We start from the raw sequence: 18,703 nt of genomic DNA, 5'->3' as shown, positions 1-18,703 counted from the left end.
TCTGGAAATCCGCATGGATACCGCCTGCTGCACAGGTAATCGGCCTAGAAAAGCAGGATGTGAGGGTGTGCCAGCATCAGCCAAGGGATCGCCAGCACTGCAGCAAAGGCCGGAATACCGCAAGCGAACCATCTGCGGAACATTTTGTAGTAACTGCTTGGCAAGGAGGTACCATCCCGATCAGCCTGCCTTGCATAATCCCTCAGACGCACCTGAATCCAAACCACCGGCAGCCAGAACAGGCCGGTCAGTACGTAAAGCAACAGTGATATCGCGATCCGACCCTCCGACAGCAACCAGCCCAGTTGCCAGCCCAGTTGCCAGGCCAGCAACACGCCGGTGAACAGCTGGAAAATGACTGAGGTGGCCGTAATAACTGTGTCGGCCAGCACCACGATTCCCGCCGTATGAGCAATCACCCGTGCATCTGCTGTGCGGCGCGCCATCAGCATGAAAAAGGCGATCCCCGCGCCAGTGCCCAATAGAACGCATGCTCCGATCACGTGAAGCCAGTGCAAGATCAGATCCGGGTCCATCAGCGGCTCTCCAACAGGGGTCGCGCGATCAGTGACAGCATCAAAGCCGGTGCTATCTTGGCCAACGGTCCCAAAGGGTCGAGCCACAGTTCAGGCACCGTCAACGTGGCGGCGATCAGATAGAAAGCGGCGATTGCAGCCTGCGCGAGGCAAGCGCGCGCGGCCCATGGACGCCACTAGATTGCCAGCCCCAGCGCGATGTCGATAATCGACCAGAACAGCACGCTCGCGTTGGCAATCCCAACGGGCCAACCATTGCACGACAGTATCTCGGCTGCCTGCGATAGCCTCGTCAATCCGCCGCCGACTTGAAATCACGTAGATCCCCCGAGATCAGCGCAATATCCGAAAGGACCCGCTCAGCCGTCTTCCGGCTGCGCACAAGACCCTTCACACAGGCACCATCCGCATGCAGCGATCGAACCACCGCAGCCCCAATGAACCCATAAGCGCCCAGCACCAAAACAGTTTTTTCAGGACGATCCGTTGCCACGAGTTGCCTCGCATTGGTTTACAACACCCTAGCGAATCAGATTCTGAGGATCAGCCTGATCACCCCGTCCGCGACAACAGCACCATTCAGGGGTGAAACAACGAGCCAACCCAGAAGGCGATAGCTGCCGCCGCACCCCCGATCAGCAGGGTTTCTCCGCCTGATCGCCACCAGGGGGCAAGCGACCACCGGCTTTTCATCGCGCCAATGGCAAAGAATACGCCCACAGTCATCCAGGCTGATACGGTGAACGCATTTGCAACGGATAAGAGGAACGGCAACAACGGAATCATCCCCGCGATCAGAAAGGCAAAGAACGTCGCCATCGCGGCTTTGAGGGGATGCGGGTCGACGCTGCCCAGCCCGTATTCGCCCTCGATCATCAGGTCGACCCAATTGTCGTGGTTCGAAGTGATTTCAGCTGTCGCGTCATCCAGAACGCTGCCTGAAAGGCCTTTTTGTGCGAGGATTTCGCGCACCTCCTTTCGCTCGCCATCCGGGTACAACTTGATATGCCGTTCCTCGATAGCGCGAATACGGTGGATGTTATCGAGCTCGGCCTTGGTTCCCGAGTAGTTGCCCGCCGCCATCGAAAAACCATCCGCCAGCACGTTGGCCAACCCAAGTGCCACGATGACAAAAGGCGATAAACCTGCCCCGGCAACCCCGGCAACGATCGCGAATGTCGTGACTGAGCCATCGATGCCGCCATAAACCACATCGCGCAGAACCCCACGACCCGGAGGCGCATTGATCCGTTCGAAAATCTCTTGCTGGCTGTGGCCGTGTTCGGTCATGGCTGGCTCCGTCCTGTTTATGCAGGACAGGTTCAGGCACTGCCTTGCGCCAGATCAAGTCCTGGAGAACAACCCGCTGAGCGCGCGTTTGATCATGCCACGGGTCGAGGGCTGGTGGCGTTTCGAGAAAGGCAAAGGTCGACAGACCTCCATCGCAGCGACACCCACGCGGGCGGTGAGCGCGCCGTTGACCAGCCCCTCACCGAACCGGCGCGACAATTTGCTGAGGACTGAGCCGCCCAAAATCGGCTCCAGAAGATCATCCCCCACTGCCACCGCGCCAGTTGCAATCAGATGCACGAATACGGCGCGGGTTAGGCGCCAACTGCCCAAGAAACCTGCACGACCGCCATAGATTTCGGCAATACGTCGGATCATTCGCAATGAGCTTGCAAGCGCGGTCGCGACATCGGCCAGCGCGAGCGGAACCAAAGCGGTAACGGTGGCAACCTGCCGGGCTGCGGCCTCGACCTCGCGGCTAGCAGCAGCGTCCAGCGGGGCCAGCAATTCGTCTTCGGCCAAGCTCAGCAGGGTTGCCGCATCGAATTGCTCTCCCATGCGTTCGGTCAAACGGTCGCGACCCCAGCGTGTTTCATCGCGTCCCTTATAGAACGCAATCAGCCGAATGTTTACAGCGCGGGCTTGCGACAAGTCCTCGTCTGTTAAAGCTGTGTCCGCCGCGCGCCGCAGCCCGTCGACGCGAGACAGACGGCTGATTGCGGCCAACTCGCGCAGTGCAATGATCAGGACGACCAGCAACAGCGCAGCGATCAGACCGGTGACGATCCAACCCAGAATTGGTGCGCGTTCCAGCAGAGAGATGGCAAAATCCCATGCGGCGACCGAGACCACCGCCCCCACAACCGCTAGTGCCAGCCCCCAGAACCAACGCGCTAAAACCGAAGGTTTCCGCGCTGCAAACCGTACCGCTGCCTGCATCGCCTGCCCCTGCGGAGGCGCGATGTCCGGAACAGGAGGCGCGGTCGAGACATCAACTGCCGAGGCATCGTCTTCCAGATCAATCAAAACGGGGCCTTTAGCCATCGACCAACTCCTCGCGCGTCCAAACATATCTGATGTCGGGCAGGTTTTCGTCGTTCTCGGACCCATCGCCGCGTGCGACCTCGACAAAGCCGTTACGCTCATAGAACCGGCATGCGGAAGGATTGGCCTGAAACGCATACAAGTTGAGCGTGGGACGCTGCGCTTTGGCACGATCCAGTAATCGCTGCCCGATCCCCTGCCCGCGCGCCGAGGTCGCCAGATAGAGCGACTGCACTTCGTCCCCATTCAACGCCAGAAATCCGGCCACCTGCCCCTGCTTTTCGGCCACCGTGACCCAGCCGAGATCAATCATCCTGCCGCAAAACGCAATGGTCTCGGCCTCAGAATGCAGTTCAGGCATCCAGTCGTTTTCGCGGGCGAACCCGTGCAGAATAGCGCCTATGGTTCCGGCATCGGTACTGCGAGCGGGGCGAAGGATCACGTTCACAGCCGGTCTCCGATCAGAAACTGCGCAGCCCGGTCCAGCCGAATATGTGGCGGACCGTCACCGGGATTCAGGGTCAAATGTGCGGGTGCAAAGGCCATATTGCCATAGTCCTCGCCCAGCCATCGCTCGGCCCCATTGCGCGCGGGGCCCAGCAGATGGGCAGGGTCCTCTGGCAAATCACCGGGGTAAAAGGCCGCCTGCTTACCGCTATCTAGCAGAGTGCCGCGCACGCATGGCAGTTCTACGCCGTTATGGCTGCGCATCTCTTCCGTCGTTGTCCGAAGTGAAGCCAACGATAAGGCCGCAGTTTCAGCCCCGGCAAAGCTGGCGCGGTCGCGGGCCTCACGGGTCAGGGCCTCAATGATCGCGGTCAGGCGCGGGTGCTGCAGATGGTGCAGATGGTCCGCTTTGGTGGCCGCAAATAGGATACGCTCGACCCGCTTACCAAGCAGCAGCCTGTTGAGCCATGCGTTGCGACCGGGGCGGAAGGCCGACAGGATATCGGCCATCGCGCGGCGCATATCCTCGACCGCTTGCGGGCCTTTATGGATTGCCCCCAACGCATCTACCAGAACGATCTGCCGGTCGATCCGGGCAAAGTGGTCGCGAAAGAAAGGTTTGACCACACGCGATTTGTACGCCTCGTACCGCCGCTCCATCTCGCGGTGTAGTGAACGCCGAATTGACGCCCCCGACACCGGGAGCGGCGCGAATGTCAGCACAGGAGACCCGGCCAGATCGCCCGGCAGAAGAAACCGTCCGGGAGTGCAGTCATAGAAACCGGCATCACGCGCGGCATTCAGGTAATCGGTGAAGCTGCGGGCGAGGTCCTGCGCCTGCGGCTCATCATGTGGCGCGGTTGGGTCGGTCGCCTGAACCTTTGCCATAAATGCCCCTGCTTGTGGGCGATTGGATATGTGTTCCAGCGTGTCCCGCGACCAATCTTCATAGGATTTGTCCAGTAGGGCCAGATCCAGCAGCCACTCACCCGGATAGTCCACAATGTCCAGATGCAATGTTCGGGGGCCCTGCAATCCCGAAAGCAGACCTGCGGGCTGGACTTTGAAGGACAGGCGTAACTCGGAAACAGCACGCGTGCTGTCCGGCCAGTGCGGCGCTGGTCCGGTCAGGGCGGACAGATGGGATTCGAAATCGAACCGGGGCACGGTGTCGTCGGGTTGCGGCTGCAGGTAGCTGGCGGTGACACGCCCCTCTTGCTGCGCCACAAGACCGGTCATGCGGCCCCGATCCAGCAGGTTGGCGACCAGTGATGTGATGAACACTGTCTTACCCGACCGCGCCAATCCCGTGACGCCCAGCCGGATGACCGGTTCGAAGAATGTCTCAGACACACGGTCACCCACGGATTCGACGCCGCGCACCAGACTGTCTGCCAATGATGAGATGACCAAGCTGTCGCCCCGCAATTATCGTTTTGCCCAAGATAGGTAGCGGTTGCGGCACTTGCCAGAGCTTTCGCCCCCTTGCCCGTCCGACCAAGGCGCGATACCAGCGCCCCATGCCCAGATACGCGCTGCAAGTCGAATACCAAGGGGAACCGTTTGCCGGATGGCAGCGGCAAAAGGAGCTGCCTTCGGTTCAGGGCGCGATCGAACTAGCGCTTTCGCGGATCGAACCCGGAGACCACACAATCGCCGCCGCCGGTCGTACCGACGCGGGGGTTCACGCGCTAGGACAAGTGGCGCATTGCGATCTAGTCAAAGAATGGGACCCATTTCGCCTGTCTGAGGCGTTGAATTATCATCTCAAGCCGCAGCCTGTCGCCATCGTGAAAGCCGCATGGGTGGATGATGACTGGCACGCGCGGTTTTCGGCGCTTGAGCGGCAATATCTGTTCCGTATCCTGATGCGTCGTGCACCCGCCACCCATGACAAGGGGCAGGTCTGGCAGATCAATCATTCTCTGGACGTTGCAGCGATGCAGGCCGGGGCGGATGTGCTGATCGGGCGGCATGATTTCACCACCTTCCGGTCCTCCATCTGTCAGGCCGCCAGCCCGGTCAAAACACTGGATGAGTTGCGGGTGGAACAGGTTCAGGGCTTCTCGGGGCCCGAAATCCACTTCCATGTTCGCGCCCGGTCGTTTCTGCACAATCAGGTACGTAGCTTCGTTGGCACGTTGGAGCGCGTGGGGGCCGGAGCTTGGACGCCCGAGGACGTTCGCGATGCGCTTGAGGCGGTTGACCGTGCGGCTTGTGGGCCGGTTTGCCCGCCGCAAGGATTGTATCTAGCACGGGTAGGATATCCCGAACCGGTGTTTGGCTAAGTCTACAAGGCCCGCAGTAGCAGCCCGCTTGCAATCACGGCGATGATAAGACCCGCAACCAGTTCGATGGTCGGGGCCAGTACCGATGCAAAGCGCGTAGCCGAGGCTGAGGCCAGCAACCCGCCGCGCAACCCAAAAGATGTCCAACCGACCAGAGTGGTGACGGTTGCGGTGCCTAAAGCCATGGCGAATGCACCTGCGATGCCGACCATTGCGATACCCATCTGCCATGTCAGGATCAGCACAAACAACGCGCCCGTACAGGGGCGTGCGGCTATACCAGCGATCAGGATCAACGCCTCGCGCAAGCTGCCGACCTGAGCGACTTCTTCGGCCGTCGGGCCGTGGCGGTGGCCGCAATCAGCGCAAACCTCGTGGTCGTGATGATGGTGGTCGTGATCATGCGCATGGTGATGGTGGTCGTGCGTTTGAGAGGCCTGGTTTTTGTGACGCCGCGCAAAACTGCGGATGGCGCGAAAAACCAGCCACAGGCCTATAGCGGCAATTGCGCCGTAGCTGATCGGTGCCATGACCTGTTCGGTCGTGCCTACAAGCGACTCGCGTGACATCTGGAATACCAATACCCCGGCATAAACCAGCACAACCGCCGTCACTGCTTGCCCTAGGCTCGACAGGACACTTATTGCAGAAAGTCGCCAAAACGCGACACGACGGCCAAGCCCGTATCCTCCGATCAAAACCTTGCCATGGCCCGGTCCGATGGCATGAAAAAACCCATATGCAAAACAGACCGTCAGTAGCGTTGCCACAGCTTCGGGCTGCTCGGCGCGTGCTGCGCGAAGGGCGCGGGCGATCTGGTTCTGGAATTCGCGTTGCTCTCCGGCAGCCCAAGCGGCCAGATGGTCAAAACCACCGCTGCCCCAGAACCACAGCAGCACCCCGCAGGCGATGGCAACGGGAACGATCAGGTATTTGGACATGAAAGCCGAATCTCGGTTGCGAACTTCTCACCGACCAGAGGGATATCGTTTTCTTCAAGGTCATATTCGGCGTCCAGCGTCAGCAAAAAAGCCTGCATTTGGGCCAGTTCGTTGTCGATATCCGGATCGCTCCGTTCGATATCACAGGTCGTGGGGCCTGAAACCAGAACCGGGCGGGTCACTTCGTATGCGGTATAAAAGCTCTCATCAAAGGCTTTGATCGACAGCGCATCCGCGGGAACGGGGTCTCCCTCGATTGCGCGCAGATGTGTGGTTACGATGCGCGCATCCTCGGTCGTGGCCTGCGGCTCAAGTGGACCAGAGAGCGGGATCACGGTTTCGCCCATGCGGATGACCAGATCGCCATTGTAGCCTTCGACCCACTGCGCGTCGAAACCGCTTAGAAACTGCTCTTCGGCCTCGGTCAGGACGCCATCCGCGTCCTGATCCAGTCGCATGTCTTCGAGAACCAGCAATGAATAGAACTCATCATAGGCCCAGGTCACACGCACATGGGTCAGGTTGCCTGCGTCATCGACCATGAACTCCAGCCCCGTGTCGATAAAGACATGGGGATGGGCTAGAGCCGGTATCGGCAGAAGGCAGGTCAATGAGAAGGCAAGCCAGCGCATACGGCGAAGATAGGGCGCGCAATGCCATACGGCAATCCGATTGAACGCAATCATGCATAAACCTGCCGCTTTATCCCGGCGGAAACAGGACCAATGTCTGCAGCGCCGTGCCGACCGGCCCCTGCGTATCGAAAAGAACCGACTGCGACATGCCGATCCCCGAGCGCTGCCAGTGCGAGATCGAGTCAGATGCCAGCCAATCCGAGACAGGCTCGCGGTGGATTTGCACCGTTAGGTCAGTATTCATGAAACCCATCTCAGATGTGGGCGCATTCCACGATATGCCATTGCCGCAATCTGCAAGCGGGCAGAGCGCTTGGATCGGCGACGGGTCCTCTCCTTCCAGCAAGGCAGGTGTACGCATCCAGACGGTTTTCGGACCTGCCCCTTGCTTGCCATCAGCGGGATAGCCGATCTGGGAGTGATGGGCAAAACCGGACAACTGATGGCGCATCTCACCGATCGGAAACGGGCCATCGACCATATCTTCGACCCTGGGCGCGGGCAGTTCGACATTGGGCACGGCCCCAAGGTCTTTGCGCACCATATGCATGGTTGTGGCGGTGGCGCAAAGCGTGTCGTCCAGATCATGTACGGTGACCCGTGTGGTCGCCAGCGTCTTGGTATGGCGTGTCGTCTCTGCCGCGACTCGCAAACCAGCCAGAGGCAATGGACGCAGCAGATCGACGGTCAACCGGGTCAACATCTTCTCAGGGCCAACTTCGGTTTCTGCCGCCCGCACGATCAATCCGCTGACTGGCCCAGCATGGCAATGATCGGCCGACCAAGGCCCGCGCGCGGGGTCATTTCCGACAAACACACCCTGCGCATTTTGGTGGAAATACGCCTGCCCCAACACATCCGATGTCATTGTGGTTCTGTCGCCTCAGACTTTTTCCTGCGTGTATTTCTTCAACTCGGCGCGAGCGACCTGACGGCGATGCACTGCGTCCGGCCCATCCGCCAGACGCAGGGTGCGCACATGGATCCATGCATTTGCCAAGGGCGTATCCTGACTGATCCCCTGTGCGCCGAACATTTGCACGGCCTCATCGATCACCTTCAGCGCGACCTTGGGGGCAACGACCTTGATCTGGCTGATCCATGGGGCCGCCGCCCGTGCATCGCCCTGATCCATGTACCAGGCGGCCTTGAGGCACAGCAAACGGGCCATTTCGATCTCCATCCGACATTCGGCGATGATGTCGTAGTTTGCCCCCAGCTGCGCCAGTTTCTTCCCAAACGCCTGGCGCTGTAGTGAACGCTTGCACATCTGCTCCAGCGCAGACTCGGCCTGACCAATCGCGCGCATGCAATGGTGAATACGGCCCGGCCCCAAGCGCCCCTGCGCGATCTCGAACCCGCGCCCTTCGCCCAATAGAATGTTTTCGGCCGGGACCCGAACTTCTGTGAAACGGATGTGCATGTGACCATGGGGCGCATCGTCGTGGCCATAGACCTCCATCGGGCGCAATACCTCAATACCCGGCGCGTCTGCTGGGACCACGATCATCGACTGGCGCTGGTGCTTTGGCAGATCGTCCCCGCCGGTTTTGACCATCACGATATAGACCTTGCAACGCGGATCGCCCGCCCCAGACGACCACCATTTCTCGCCGTTCAGAACATATTCGGCCCCGTCCCTCACGCAGGACATCGAAATGTTGGTGGCATCTGATGAGGCCACATCGGGTTCGGTCATCAGATAAGCCGAGCGAATCTGCCCGTCGAGCAAAGGCTTCAGCCACTGCTCTTTCATCGCGCCTGACCCGTAGCGTTCAAACACCTCCATATTCCCTGTATCGGGCGCGGAGCAGTTGAAAACTTCGGCCCCCAAGGGCGTCTTGCCCATCTCCTCGGCGAAATAGGCGTATTCAACTGTACTGAGGCCAAAACCTTTGTCGCTGTCTGTCAGCCAGAAGTTCCAAAGCCCCGCCGCCTTGGCCTTGGCTTTCAGCCCCTCGAGAATCTCGGCCTGTCGCTCGGTATATTTCCAACGATCGCCTTTATTGATTTCTGCCTGATACTCATCTTCAAGCGGCATGACCTCGTCGTGAATCATATCTCTCACCCGCTGTAACAGGGCGCGGTTTTCCTCACGCAATCCGAAAGTCATGGTCATGTCTATTCCTTCCCTGTGGCGCAATGCGGGTCTTTGGCTTTGGTCCGAGGATGGCTTAGTGGCCATGAGCGTGTCCAGCTAAGTGACGGAACGTCATTCACGCAAATTGAGCCCGGTCCAGCATCAATGCGATGCCCAGCAGGGGGCCTGCGGTAAAATTAGCTGGAGCAAATCACAAGGGTGCAGCTGTGCTAGTTCGGGTGCTGGCCAAGGCAACGGCCTTTAAGGTGTCAGGATCCAGTTCCCATCAGCGGTCTTGCAGCGGCGCGTTCTGATATCGCGGGCCTGTGCAGCACCTTCAGGCTGCACAAAGTGCTGAAGTATCACACAATTGCCCTGAACGCTTTGCACGCGGATTGTCCCCTTCGAGCCGGTGTCCTGATTGAGCCAAGCCCTCTCCTGCCCCACGGATGGAGTGCCCGTCGACAGCAACGCGTTTGAGGTGTCGTTCAACACCTCAAAGTCAGCGGGGCTCAACCCCATTTCCGCGATGATTCGGGAAAGTGGTTTAGCCTGTGCTATTCCACCCACCCCCAGAAAAAGTGCAGCAACCAGCGCTGTGTAAACAAAGGCTTTCATCAAAGGGCCTCGCCGATTTGAATGACTTTCACGTCCATAGATATACCTCTATGCGTGTGCGGCCAAGCCCCACTTGGCCACCTTCAAATTATCCCGAACAAACCTTTCGCAAGGCGGGCGCTAGGTCCGCCCGTGAGATCGCCTCATATTGTGCCCAGACGAAGCAGAGGCATTTGATGACACATCCTAAATATTATGCACCGATAGGCGGACATCCGGGGCAAGAGCAACTGTTGACCGACCGTGCCATGTTCACCGATGCCTATGCGGTAATCCCCAAGGGCACGATGCGCGACATCGTCACCAGCTTTCTGCCTTTCTGGGAGAATACACGTCTTTGGGTCTTATCCCGGCCTTTGAGTGGTTTTGCCGAGACATTCTCGCAATACATAATGGAGGTGCAGCCCGGCGGTGGCAGCGATACGCCTGAAACCGACCCAAATGCGCAAGGGGTGATCTTCGTGGTCGAGGGCAGCGTTACGCTGACCCTGAACGAAGCGGATCATGTTCTTGAGATCGGTGGATATGCCTATATCCCCCCGGGCAGCGACTGGACGCTGCACAACCATGGCGATTCAGTTGCCCGGTTCCATTGGGTGCGCAAGGCTTATGATGCAGTGCCCGGCCTGCCCGCCCCTGACCCGATCATCACCAATGAACGCGACGTGGTACCCAACGAAATGCCCGGCACCGAAGGCCGCTGGTCTACCACCCGTTTCACCGATCCGCAGGACCTGCGTCACGACATGCATGTCAACATCGTCAATTTCGAACCTGGTGGCGTGATTCCCTTTGCCGAAACCCATGTGATGGAACACGGCCTTTATGTGCTTGAGGGCAAGGCCGTTTATCGTCTCAATCAGGACTGGGTCGAGGTTGAGGCCGGCGACTACATGTGGCTGCGCGCTTTCTGCCCACAGGCCTGTTACGCAGGCGGACCGGGACGGTTTCGCTATCTGTTGTACAAGGATGTGAATAGGCACATGCCGTTGTCTGTACCGTCTAGGTAGCTGACGATCGGGGCTTTACCGGGTCAAGTTCAGGTAAAGGGGTTCACAGAATCGCTGGAATCTGATGAAATCAAATGAGTTTTCAGCACTGGAGATTGTTCGATGTTACTGCGCGGTACGATGATTGCACTGGTTGCCACCCTTGGCCTTTCGGCGTTCAACGCCGCCCCGGTCGCAGCCAAGGAAGAAACCAAATCCGTTTTCGTCATGAGCCGCACATGGGCGGTGACGCAGGTCTCGGACGCGCCTGTGGTTTATCGGGCGACGCGGGATAATAACAATCTGAACCCCTTTGGCCCGCCGCCACGTCTTCGCACCATCCAGGCAATGGCCGCGATACAGAAGGCGACTGGCTGCAAGGCGATCTATTCCAGCATGTATCAGAACATTTCGGGCCAGTTCTTTTCGCAGGTCAGCTGCAACTGAAATTGGTACAATACTTTGATTGAGATCGCCTGATCTGCCTGCCATAGCTTGCGCATGAAACTCGCGATCAACGGATTCGGCCGTATCGGCCGCACCATTCTGCGTCAGGTCTTAAGCCTGCCGCAGCATTCGGATGTAGAACTAGTGCTGATCAACGATATCGCACCGCTGGAAACATGCGCATACCTGTTCAAATATGACAGCACGTTTGGCCCCTATCAGGGTTCGGTCACGACCGAAGGTGAAGCACTGAATATCGATGGCCGCGTTATTCTGATGTCTCACAGCGCCGATTTGGCACAGGTCGATCTGTCCGGCGTCGATGTCATGCTCGATTGCACCGGCATCGCGCGAACATCCGACGTGGCCAGCCGGGGCTTGACTGCTGGGGCGGATAAAGTGTTGATTTCCGGTCCGTCACCCGCTGCCGAAGTCACACTGGTGCTGGGGGCAAACGAAGATCAATTGGGCAGCGCACGGATCGTTTCAAATGCATCCTGCACCACCAATGGTCTGGCACCGCTCGTCAAGCTGATTGATGAAATCGGCGGGCTTGTGTCCGGGCACATGACCACCATCCACTGCTATACAAACAGCCAGCCGATGGTCGATGCGCCACGCGGGGATTTGGCCCGATCGCGCGCCGGGGCATTGTCGATGGTGCCCACGACCTCGAGCGCGACGCATTTGATTGATATCGTCTTGCCAGACCTGGCCGGTCGTGTGTCGGGGGCCGCGGTGCGTGTTCCGACGGCCAGCGTATCTGCCGTTGATCTTGTCGCCACGCTTGAACGTGGCATGAGCGCTGAGCAGTTCGACCAAGCCTTTCGCGACGCGGTCGCAGCTTCTGCCGTGCTGGGATGGACCGATCTGCCCTTGGTGTCATCTGATTTGCGGTCCCGCCCTGAGTCACTGGTGGTGGCGGGGCCCGAGACGCGCATGATTGGAGAGAGGCAGATCAGGGTCTTTGGCTGGTACGACAATGAATGGGGGTTTTCAGCCCGCATGCTGGATGTCGCGCGCCTGATGGCAAACGCCGGGTAATCCGCAGCGCTGAAGCACGCTGCGGATTACTTCAAGACTTCAATCGTGAGGTAGGCTACCCGCCCCGTGACCGGCCATACCCCCTGAAACCTCTTCAGTCGATTCTTCGGCCAATTCTTCTGGCAGGACCAAATTCAGTACAATGGCGATCAGCGCTGCGGGCAGCAGGCCGCTGGTCATCAGGATACGAAGTGTATCAGGTAGGTGCTGAACCGCGCCGGGTTCCAGCTGCAACCCAAGACCGATCGACAGCGAAATCGCAAAGATCACCATGTTGCGACGGTTCCAATCCACGTCTGACAGCATCGAGATACCTGCCGCGACCACCATGCCGAACATGACGATCACACCACCGCCCAGCACTTCGATAGGCACGGTGCGGATAATTGCCCCGACTTTTGGCACAAGGCCACACAGGATCAGGAAGATAGCTCCACAGGTCACAACATGGCGGCTCATGACGCCCGTCATCGCAATCAAACCGACATTCTGGCTGAACGAAGTATTGGGAAAACCGCCGAACATACCGGCAACGGCAGTACCGAAACCATCGGCATAAGTCGCGCCCGCGATTTCTTTGTCGGTTGCTTCGCGACCTGCACCACCTTTGGTGATTCCCGATACGTCACCGACGGTCTCGATGGCCGAGACAAAAGACATCAGACAAAAGCCGATCACGGCGGCCAGAGAGAACTCAAACCCATATTTGAACGGTACGGGCAGAGCAAAAGCTGAGGCGCGTGACCAACTTGTGCCAATGGCCTCGAACGTCACCATCCCGACCATCAGGGCATAGACGTAGCCGATGGCCAAACCAACCAGTACGGCAGACACCGACAGCATACCGCGTGCAAAGAACTTGAGGCCAAGCGTCACAACAACCACAACCAAAGCTGCCGACCAGTTAAGCAGCGATCCGTATTCCGGGGTGCCAATCGCAGGCACACCACCAGCGGCGTATTGAATACCGACCTTGACCAGCGCCAAACCGATCATTGTTACGACAAGTCCGGTGACCAGCGGCGGAAGCGCAAACCGTATCTTGCCTATGAAGAGGCCAAGAAAGGCATGAAACAAGCCGCCAACCAGGACACCGCAAAACAGCGCCCCTAAGGCATCCACGCCTTTTCCGGCGACCAGAGGGATCATGATGGGCAAAAACGCAAAGCTCGTTCCTTGTACAATCGGCAGAGCCGCTCCGACCGGGCCAATCGTGATAGTCTGCAGCAGGGTCGCCAGCCCAGCGAACAGCATCGACATCTGGATCAGGTACAGCAATTCGGGAAAATCCGGGGAGTTCGACCCAAATCCAAAACCGGCAGCACCCGCCACGATGATGGCCGGTGTCACGTTCGAGACGAACATCGCCAAAACATGCTGAATGCCCAGCGGTATCGCCTTGTGCAAGGCGGGTGTGAAGTTCGGGTCCCGAAGCTGTTCGGGCGTCCCTATCGAAGTTTCAGCCATGATCTCATTGTCCTCCCTAAGATCCAATGGGGTTCTTACCGCTTCTCTGGCGGCTTCGGTTCTGGTTTCAGCGGTTGACCACCTCGTACGGTGTGCTGAACCAGTATTCCTCCAAGTTCGGGCCTTCCCCGATCCGATCAACGACTGCGAACAGACCGGGTCCATGCAAGGGTGTCAGGACTCCGTGCCATGTTCCCCGGTGATAGTTCACCGCCTGTCCTGGCTGTGTAATGAACGCGCGAGGACGACCCGGTTGCCCCTCCTCATCCGGGGCGACGATCACGAGAAAGGGCTGGTGAGTCATCGGAATGAACGCCTGGCTGCCGTCAGGATGACGCTCAACCATCGCTAGCTGATAAGGCAGTTCGCGGGGGTTGGCATTGAACAGGCTGATGCCCGCTTGGGCATCACCGAAATCCAGCCTTGCCCGATCATGATACCGCCCGCACTGGCCCTGGTTGATGATCTTGTCGGCCTCACCTGACACATCAATCAGATCACCAAACGGTGCGAAAGCTTCGGCCGAGATCGGTTCAGCGACAATCCGTGTCATGAGGGCAGCACATCGCGAAGACGGAACTCGGCAATCCGCTCGACCTGTCGGCAGGCCTCGGCGAACTCGGTTTCGCGATCCTGTTCGATGCGCCGTTCGAATGCGTTTAGGATCGAAGCCTTGTTGTGGTCCCGCACGGCAATGATGAACGGAAAGCCGAATTTTTCCGTATAGCGCTGGTTCAGTTCGGTGAAGGTGGCGCGTTCCTCATCCGTCAGCGCATCAAGCCCTGCCGAGGCTTGCTCGGACGTGCTTTCCTGTGTCAGCCGCTTAGCCTGCGCCAGTTTGCCTGCCAGATCAGGGTGGGCCGTCAAAACGCCCAACCGTTCCTCGGTTGAGGCGGACCGGAACATGCGGGTCAAAGCATTGTGTAATCCGCCTGCCGTGTCATGCGCCGCGCCCAATTCCAGATCATAGGCGCGCTCGGCGATCCAAGCGGAATGCTCGAAGATACCTCCATACGCAGAGACGAATTCTTCGCGGCCCATTTGCGAGGGTTGTGGACGCTCAGCCGCCGGGTGCTTTTCGGCCCAATGCTCGGCAATCTGCAATCGCGTCGCGAACCACACGTCCGAGAACCCACGCGCGTAATCCAGAAACCGTTTCAGCGCCATGACGCGTCCCGGTCGCCCGATCAGGCGACAGTGCAAACCGATCGACAGCATCTTGGGTGCACCAGCCTCACCTTCCGCATAAAGCGCATCGAAACTGTCTTTCAGATATGAATAGAACTGATCCCCGGCGTTGAACCCCTGTGGCGTCGCAAAGCGCATGTCGTTGCAATCCAGCGTGTAGGGAACAATCAACTGATCCCGACCACCGGTTTGCATCCAGTAGGGTAGATCGTCTGCATAGGTATCGGCAACATAAGCAAAGCCACCTTCCTCGGCGACCAGACGCACGGTGTTGTCCGAACAGCGCCCAGTGTACCAGCCGCGCGGGCGATCCCCTACGACTTCGGCATGCAGACGGATCGCTTCGGCGATCTGGGCCCGTTCTTCCGCCTCGGGCATATCCTTGTGCTCGACCCATTTCAGGCCATGGCTGGCAATCTCCCACCCTGCCGATTTCATCGCCGCAACCTGATCTGGCGAACGCGCTAACGCGGTAGCCACACCATAAACGGTGATCGGTAGGTCTTTCATCAAGCGATGCAGGCGCCAGAACCCCGACCGCGAGCCGTATTCATAGATCGATTCCATGTTCCAATGACGCTGGCCCGGCCACTGCGCCGCCCCAACGATCTCGGACAAGAACGCCTCGGACGCAGCGTCCCCGTGCAGGACACAGTTCTCGCCGCCTTCTTCGTAGTTCAACACAATCTGTACAGCCAGTTTTGCATCACCGGGCCATGCGGCGTCAGGTGGGTTGGCTCCGTATCCGATCATATCGCGGGGGTAACGAGGCGGCTGCATAGGGTCTTCCAGTCCGATTAGGTGTTTTGACAGCTTTACCGCAGAAACGGTCCATTGATTATCAAATCAATCCGAACACTGTTTCCAGTTCTTTCGGCATTTCAACCATTTTGCGGTTTGGCCCAGACTGTGGCACACCAAAAGAAACACATAGGAGAGACCCTTGGCTGGCTATCTGACAACCCACGTTCTCGACACGGCGCGCGGCTGCCCCGCTGAGGGGTTGAAAATCGCGCTCTACAAAGTGTCAGGGAACTCGCACCGTAAACTGGTCGAGATGGAAACCAACGCGGATGGCCGAACCAATAGCCCGATCTTACCGCAGGACGACTTTAAAACCGGCACTTATGAGCTGATATTCTTCGCCGGAGATTACCTGCGCGCGACAGGTCAGGATGGCGATGATCCTCTGTTTCTGGATCAGGTGCCGATCCGCTTTGGCATGTCCGATGCGGACGCGCACTACCACGTTCCGCTGCTGTTGTCCCCCTACGGCTACTCGACCTACCGGGGCAGCTAGCCCTAGACTTCGGCGCTTCGAACCACTTTGCCGATCCGGTCAATCATGAAATCCATAAACAGCCGCGCCTTCGGGTCCTGATGGCGGCGATGCGTATACAGGCAGGCCATTTGCACGGGAACCGGAGGCGTCTTCATCGCCACCGGGATCAGCCTCCCCGCCTTCAAGTGCTCTGACACCTCAAAAACGGGTTTCATGGCAATACCTTGCCCGGACAGCGCCCAATCGGTCAAAACATCACCATCGTCACATTCATACCTGCCCGAGACAGCAAATCGTTTCGGGCCATCGGGTGTTTCCAGCATCCACTGAAACTCTGCCGCGCCGGGGAAGCGCAGGTTCAAGCATTCATGCTTGCCTGAAATCAGATCGGATCCAGCTTCTGGCATCCCACATCGGCTCACGTAATCAGGGGCTGCACATAGCACACGCTGGCAATCCGCAATCTTGCGAATGCGCAATGTACTGTCTTCGGGCTGACCGATGAAAAAAGCCAGATCCAAGCCTTCAGTGGTCAGATCAACCGAGCGGTCTGTCAGTCTTAGACGCACATCAATCTCAGGGTATTCTGACAGAAAATCAGGCACATGAGGCGCCAATAACCGGCGCCCGACGCCCAAGGGCGCAGCAACAAACAGAGACCCGCGGGGGGCTTCGGTCAGATGCGTGACTTGGGCCTCTGCCTCATCAACTGCATCCAGAACCGCAACCGCGCCGGGGTAGAACGCCCGTCCCTGTTCCGTTGGTGTCAGGTTCCGGGTTGTGCGCTGAAACAGGCGCACTCCCAGATGATCCTCCAACTGCGAAATTCGCGCCGACGTCACCGCAGGTGAAATTCTCATATCCCGCCCGGCGGCTGACATGCTGCCCAAGTCATAGACCCGGACAAAGGTTCGAATGTTGTCGAGATAGGACATCTTATCGTTTTTTTTGATACAGTTTGACAATATACGGGAATACCGAAGAAAAGCCCGTTTGCCTAGTGTGGCGCAACGCAATCGGAGACATAAGCATGTACGACTTCGCCGTGTTCTGGGATTGGATTGGTTTTGGCGTGCGCTGGTTGCACGTTATCACCGCGATTGCCTGGATCGGATCATCCTTCTACTTCATCGCGCTGGATCTTGGTTTGAACCGCGATATCCCCGGACCGGCGGACGGCGAGGAATGGCAAGTCCATGGCGGAGGATTCTATCACATCCAGAAATATCTCGTCGCTCCGGAGCGTATGCCCGACCACCTGACCTGGTTTAAATGGGAAAGCTACGCCACATGGCTCAGCGGTGCCGCGCTACTGATGATCGTCTACTGGGTAGGCGGAGAGCTCTATCTGATCGATGCCCAAAAGGCGGATCTGGCGCTATGGCAAGGCATATTGATCTCGGCTGCCTCGCTGACTGTCGGTTGGCTGGTCTACGATTTTCTTTGCAAGTCGGGATTGGGCGAGCGTCCGACATTGCTGATGGTTCTTCTGTTCGTGCTGCTGGTGATTATGGGCTGGGGATATAACCAGATATTCACCGGTCGCGCGATGATGCTGCATCTGGGGGCCTTCACGGCCACAATCATGACCGCAAATGTGTTTTTCATCATCATGCCAAACCAGCGCATTGTGGTGGACGATCTAAAGAACGGGCGCACACCTGATCCGAAATACGGCAAGATCGCCAAGCTGCGTTCGACCCACAACAACTATCTGACATTGCCGGTCGTGTTTCTGATGTTGTCGAACCACTATCCGCTGGCTTTTGCGACCGAGTACAATTGGATCATCGCCGCGCTGGTCTTCCTGATGGGTGTCACAATCCGGCACTATTTCAACACCCGCCACGCGCGCGCTGGAAACCCAACCTGGACTTGGCTGGTAACGGCTTTGCTGTTCATGACAATCATGTGGTTGTCGACCGCTTCGATGAACGACCCGTTGGAAGAGGCCGAAGCACGGCAACTAACGCCCTACGAACAGAAATTCGCATCAGCGGATGGCTTTGAAGAAGCACAGGACATAGTTCTGGGTCGCTGTTCTATGTGCCACGCGCGCGAGCCTGTCTGGGAAGGCATCCTGTGGGCACCCAAAGGTGTCCTGCTGGAAACAAAAGCTGACATTGCTCAGAACGCGCAACAGATTTATCTGCAATCCGGCGTCACACATGCCATGCCTCCTGCGAACGTGACCTATATGGAACCTGAAGACCGGGATGCGATTGTTCGCTGGTTCCGAAATGCCGGTCTGTAGCGGATTGGCACACGAGTTTGCCAATAAAAACACCTGAACTTTGTTTAGTTCTTCCCCTAAGCGCCGTCAGATGCTCTAAATGAATTCAACACGCCGCATTCGTTTTGTTTCGCGGCCATAGCGATTTCGACTTGGGGCAGTTGGAGCCAGACA

Annotated in this window: 21 protein-coding genes and 1 pseudogene; 6 read left to right on the top strand and 16 right to left on the bottom strand. The window is 58.2% G+C overall.

The genetic code is table 11. From position 1 onward, the window contains the following. Nucleotides 1-44 precede the first annotated feature (44 nt). The 7 genes and pseudogenes from ACR0A1_RS00585 to ACR0A1_RS00555 all read right to left on the bottom strand — a co-directional run bounded on the left by ACR0A1_RS00585 (nucleotide 45) and on the right by ACR0A1_RS00555 (nucleotide 4,730). Nucleotides 45-536, bottom strand: a complete 492-nt coding sequence (locus tag ACR0A1_RS00585; RefSeq protein WP_480865839.1) for a DUF2269 family protein — start codon at nucleotides 534-536, stop codon at nucleotides 45-47. Then, nucleotides 536-700: pseudogene (locus tag ACR0A1_RS00580) on the bottom strand (DoxX-like family protein); the annotation flags it as partial. The pseudogene ACR0A1_RS00580 and the gene ACR0A1_RS00585, both read right to left, overlap by 1 nt. A gap of 128 nt (nucleotides 701-828) precedes the next feature. Continuing rightward, nucleotides 829-1,029, bottom strand: a complete 201-nt coding sequence (locus ACR0A1_RS00575) for an NAD-dependent epimerase/dehydratase family protein (RefSeq protein ID WP_480754494.1) — start codon at nucleotides 1,027-1,029, stop codon at nucleotides 829-831. Nucleotides 1,030-1,115: 86 nt separating this feature from the next. Continuing rightward, nucleotides 1,116-1,826, bottom strand: coding sequence for a VIT1/CCC1 transporter family protein (locus ACR0A1_RS00570; RefSeq protein WP_480754496.1), 711 nt, complete (start codon nucleotides 1,824-1,826; stop codon nucleotides 1,116-1,118). Nucleotides 1,827-1,880: 54 nt separating this feature from the next. Further along, nucleotides 1,881-2,870 (bottom strand): YcjF family protein, encoded by a 990-nt coding sequence (locus tag ACR0A1_RS00565; protein ID WP_480865837.1) that lies wholly within the window; start codon nucleotides 2,868-2,870, stop codon nucleotides 1,881-1,883. Beyond that, nucleotides 2,863-3,318 carry an N-acetyltransferase family protein gene (locus ACR0A1_RS00560; RefSeq protein WP_480754500.1) on the bottom strand — a complete coding sequence of 152 codons (456 nt, stop codon included), beginning with the start codon at nucleotides 3,316-3,318 and terminating at the stop codon, nucleotides 2,863-2,865. Before ACR0A1_RS00560 ends, ACR0A1_RS00565 begins: the two co-directional genes overlap by 8 nt. Continuing rightward, nucleotides 3,315-4,730, bottom strand: a complete 1,416-nt coding sequence (locus tag ACR0A1_RS00555) for a YcjX family GTP-binding protein (protein WP_170511435.1) — start codon at nucleotides 4,728-4,730, stop codon at nucleotides 3,315-3,317. Before ACR0A1_RS00555 ends, ACR0A1_RS00560 begins: the two co-directional genes overlap by 4 nt. Nucleotides 4,731-4,837: 107 nt before the next feature. On the opposite strand from ACR0A1_RS00555, the gene truA reads away from it, so the two are divergent. After that, a complete protein-coding gene (gene truA / locus ACR0A1_RS00550) occupies nucleotides 4,838-5,605 on the top strand; it encodes a tRNA pseudouridine(38-40) synthase TruA (protein ID WP_480865834.1) in 768 nt (255 codons plus the stop codon). 2 nt (nucleotides 5,606-5,607) lie between these two features. On the opposite strand, the gene ACR0A1_RS00545 is transcribed toward truA, so the two are convergent. The 5 genes from ACR0A1_RS00545 to ACR0A1_RS00525 form a co-directional block, all read right to left on the bottom strand. Continuing rightward, nucleotides 5,608-6,546: a nickel/cobalt transporter gene (locus ACR0A1_RS00545; protein ID WP_480612719.1), complete on the bottom strand. Its 939-nt coding sequence runs from the start codon at nucleotides 6,544-6,546 to the stop codon at nucleotides 5,608-5,610. Continuing rightward, nucleotides 6,531-7,232 carry a DUF1007 family protein gene (locus ACR0A1_RS00540; RefSeq protein ID WP_480865832.1) on the bottom strand — a complete coding sequence of 234 codons (702 nt, stop codon included), beginning with the start codon at nucleotides 7,230-7,232 and terminating at the stop codon, nucleotides 6,531-6,533. The genes ACR0A1_RS00545 and ACR0A1_RS00540 overlap by 16 nt, the downstream gene beginning before the upstream one ends. Before the next feature lie 16 nt (nucleotides 7,233-7,248). Beyond that, complete coding sequence (locus ACR0A1_RS00535) at nucleotides 7,249-8,049, bottom strand: thioesterase family protein (protein WP_480865831.1); 801 nt, start codon at nucleotides 8,047-8,049, stop codon at nucleotides 7,249-7,251. A gap of 15 nt (nucleotides 8,050-8,064) precedes the next feature. Continuing rightward, a complete protein-coding gene (locus tag ACR0A1_RS00530; RefSeq protein ID WP_223117661.1) occupies nucleotides 8,065-9,300 on the bottom strand; it encodes an acyl-CoA dehydrogenase family protein in 1,236 nt (411 codons plus the stop codon). Between the two features lie 222 nt (nucleotides 9,301-9,522). Beyond that, nucleotides 9,523-9,879: a hypothetical protein gene (locus ACR0A1_RS00525; protein WP_170404458.1), complete on the bottom strand. Its 357-nt coding sequence runs from the start codon at nucleotides 9,877-9,879 to the stop codon at nucleotides 9,523-9,525. A gap of 176 nt (nucleotides 9,880-10,055) precedes the next feature. On the opposite strand from ACR0A1_RS00525, the gene ACR0A1_RS00520 reads away from it, so the two are divergent. The 3 genes from ACR0A1_RS00520 (at nucleotide 10,056) to ACR0A1_RS00510 (ending at nucleotide 12,359) form a co-directional block, all read left to right on the top strand. Continuing rightward, nucleotides 10,056-10,889: a bifunctional allantoicase/(S)-ureidoglycine aminohydrolase gene (locus ACR0A1_RS00520; RefSeq protein WP_480570955.1), complete on the top strand. Its 834-nt coding sequence runs from the start codon at nucleotides 10,056-10,058 to the stop codon at nucleotides 10,887-10,889. A 102-nt stretch (nucleotides 10,890-10,991) separates the two neighbouring features. Beyond that, complete coding sequence (locus tag ACR0A1_RS00515; RefSeq protein ID WP_170397457.1) at nucleotides 10,992-11,315, top strand: hypothetical protein; 324 nt, start codon at nucleotides 10,992-10,994, stop codon at nucleotides 11,313-11,315. Nucleotides 11,316-11,369: 54 nt separating this feature from the next. After that, nucleotides 11,370-12,359 (top strand): glyceraldehyde 3-phosphate dehydrogenase NAD-binding domain-containing protein, encoded by a 990-nt coding sequence (locus tag ACR0A1_RS00510; protein WP_170397459.1) that lies wholly within the window; start codon nucleotides 11,370-11,372, stop codon nucleotides 12,357-12,359. Nucleotides 12,360-12,398: 39 nt separating this feature from the next. Here the strand turns inward: ACR0A1_RS00510 and ACR0A1_RS00505 are convergent, their stop codons facing one another. The 3 genes from ACR0A1_RS00505 to puuE form a co-directional block, all read right to left on the bottom strand. Then, nucleotides 12,399-13,826: a nucleobase:cation symporter-2 family protein gene (locus ACR0A1_RS00505; RefSeq protein ID WP_170397461.1), complete on the bottom strand. Its 1,428-nt coding sequence runs from the start codon at nucleotides 13,824-13,826 to the stop codon at nucleotides 12,399-12,401. Nucleotides 13,827-13,893: 67 nt separating this feature from the next. Then, complete coding sequence (locus ACR0A1_RS00500) at nucleotides 13,894-14,379, bottom strand: ureidoglycolate lyase (RefSeq protein ID WP_170564627.1); 486 nt, start codon at nucleotides 14,377-14,379, stop codon at nucleotides 13,894-13,896. After that, a complete protein-coding gene (puuE, locus tag ACR0A1_RS00495; RefSeq protein WP_480865828.1) occupies nucleotides 14,376-15,794 on the bottom strand; it encodes an allantoinase PuuE in 1,419 nt (472 codons plus the stop codon). Before puuE ends, ACR0A1_RS00500 begins: the two co-directional genes overlap by 4 nt. A 163-nt stretch (nucleotides 15,795-15,957) precedes the next feature. Between puuE and uraH the strand changes: the two genes are divergently transcribed. Continuing rightward, entirely contained in the window at nucleotides 15,958-16,314 is a 357-nt protein-coding gene (uraH, locus tag ACR0A1_RS00490; RefSeq protein ID WP_170404478.1) for a hydroxyisourate hydrolase, read from the top strand. 2 nt (nucleotides 16,315-16,316) lie between these two features. On the opposite strand, the gene ACR0A1_RS00485 is transcribed toward uraH, so the two are convergent. Further along, nucleotides 16,317-17,231 (bottom strand): LysR family transcriptional regulator, encoded by a 915-nt coding sequence (locus tag ACR0A1_RS00485; protein WP_170511345.1) that lies wholly within the window; start codon nucleotides 17,229-17,231, stop codon nucleotides 16,317-16,319. Between the two features lie 95 nt (nucleotides 17,232-17,326). On the opposite strand from ACR0A1_RS00485, the gene ACR0A1_RS00480 reads away from it, so the two are divergent. Next, nucleotides 17,327-18,550: a urate hydroxylase PuuD gene (locus tag ACR0A1_RS00480; RefSeq protein WP_170397471.1), complete on the top strand. Its 1,224-nt coding sequence runs from the start codon at nucleotides 17,327-17,329 to the stop codon at nucleotides 18,548-18,550. Nucleotides 18,551-18,703 lie beyond the last annotated feature (153 nt).

The sequence above is a fragment of the Ruegeria sp. D6 genome, assembly GCF_056534365.1.
The sequence above is the reverse complement of the archived record's forward strand: the minus strand, read 5'-3'. Positions and strand labels throughout refer to the sequence as shown.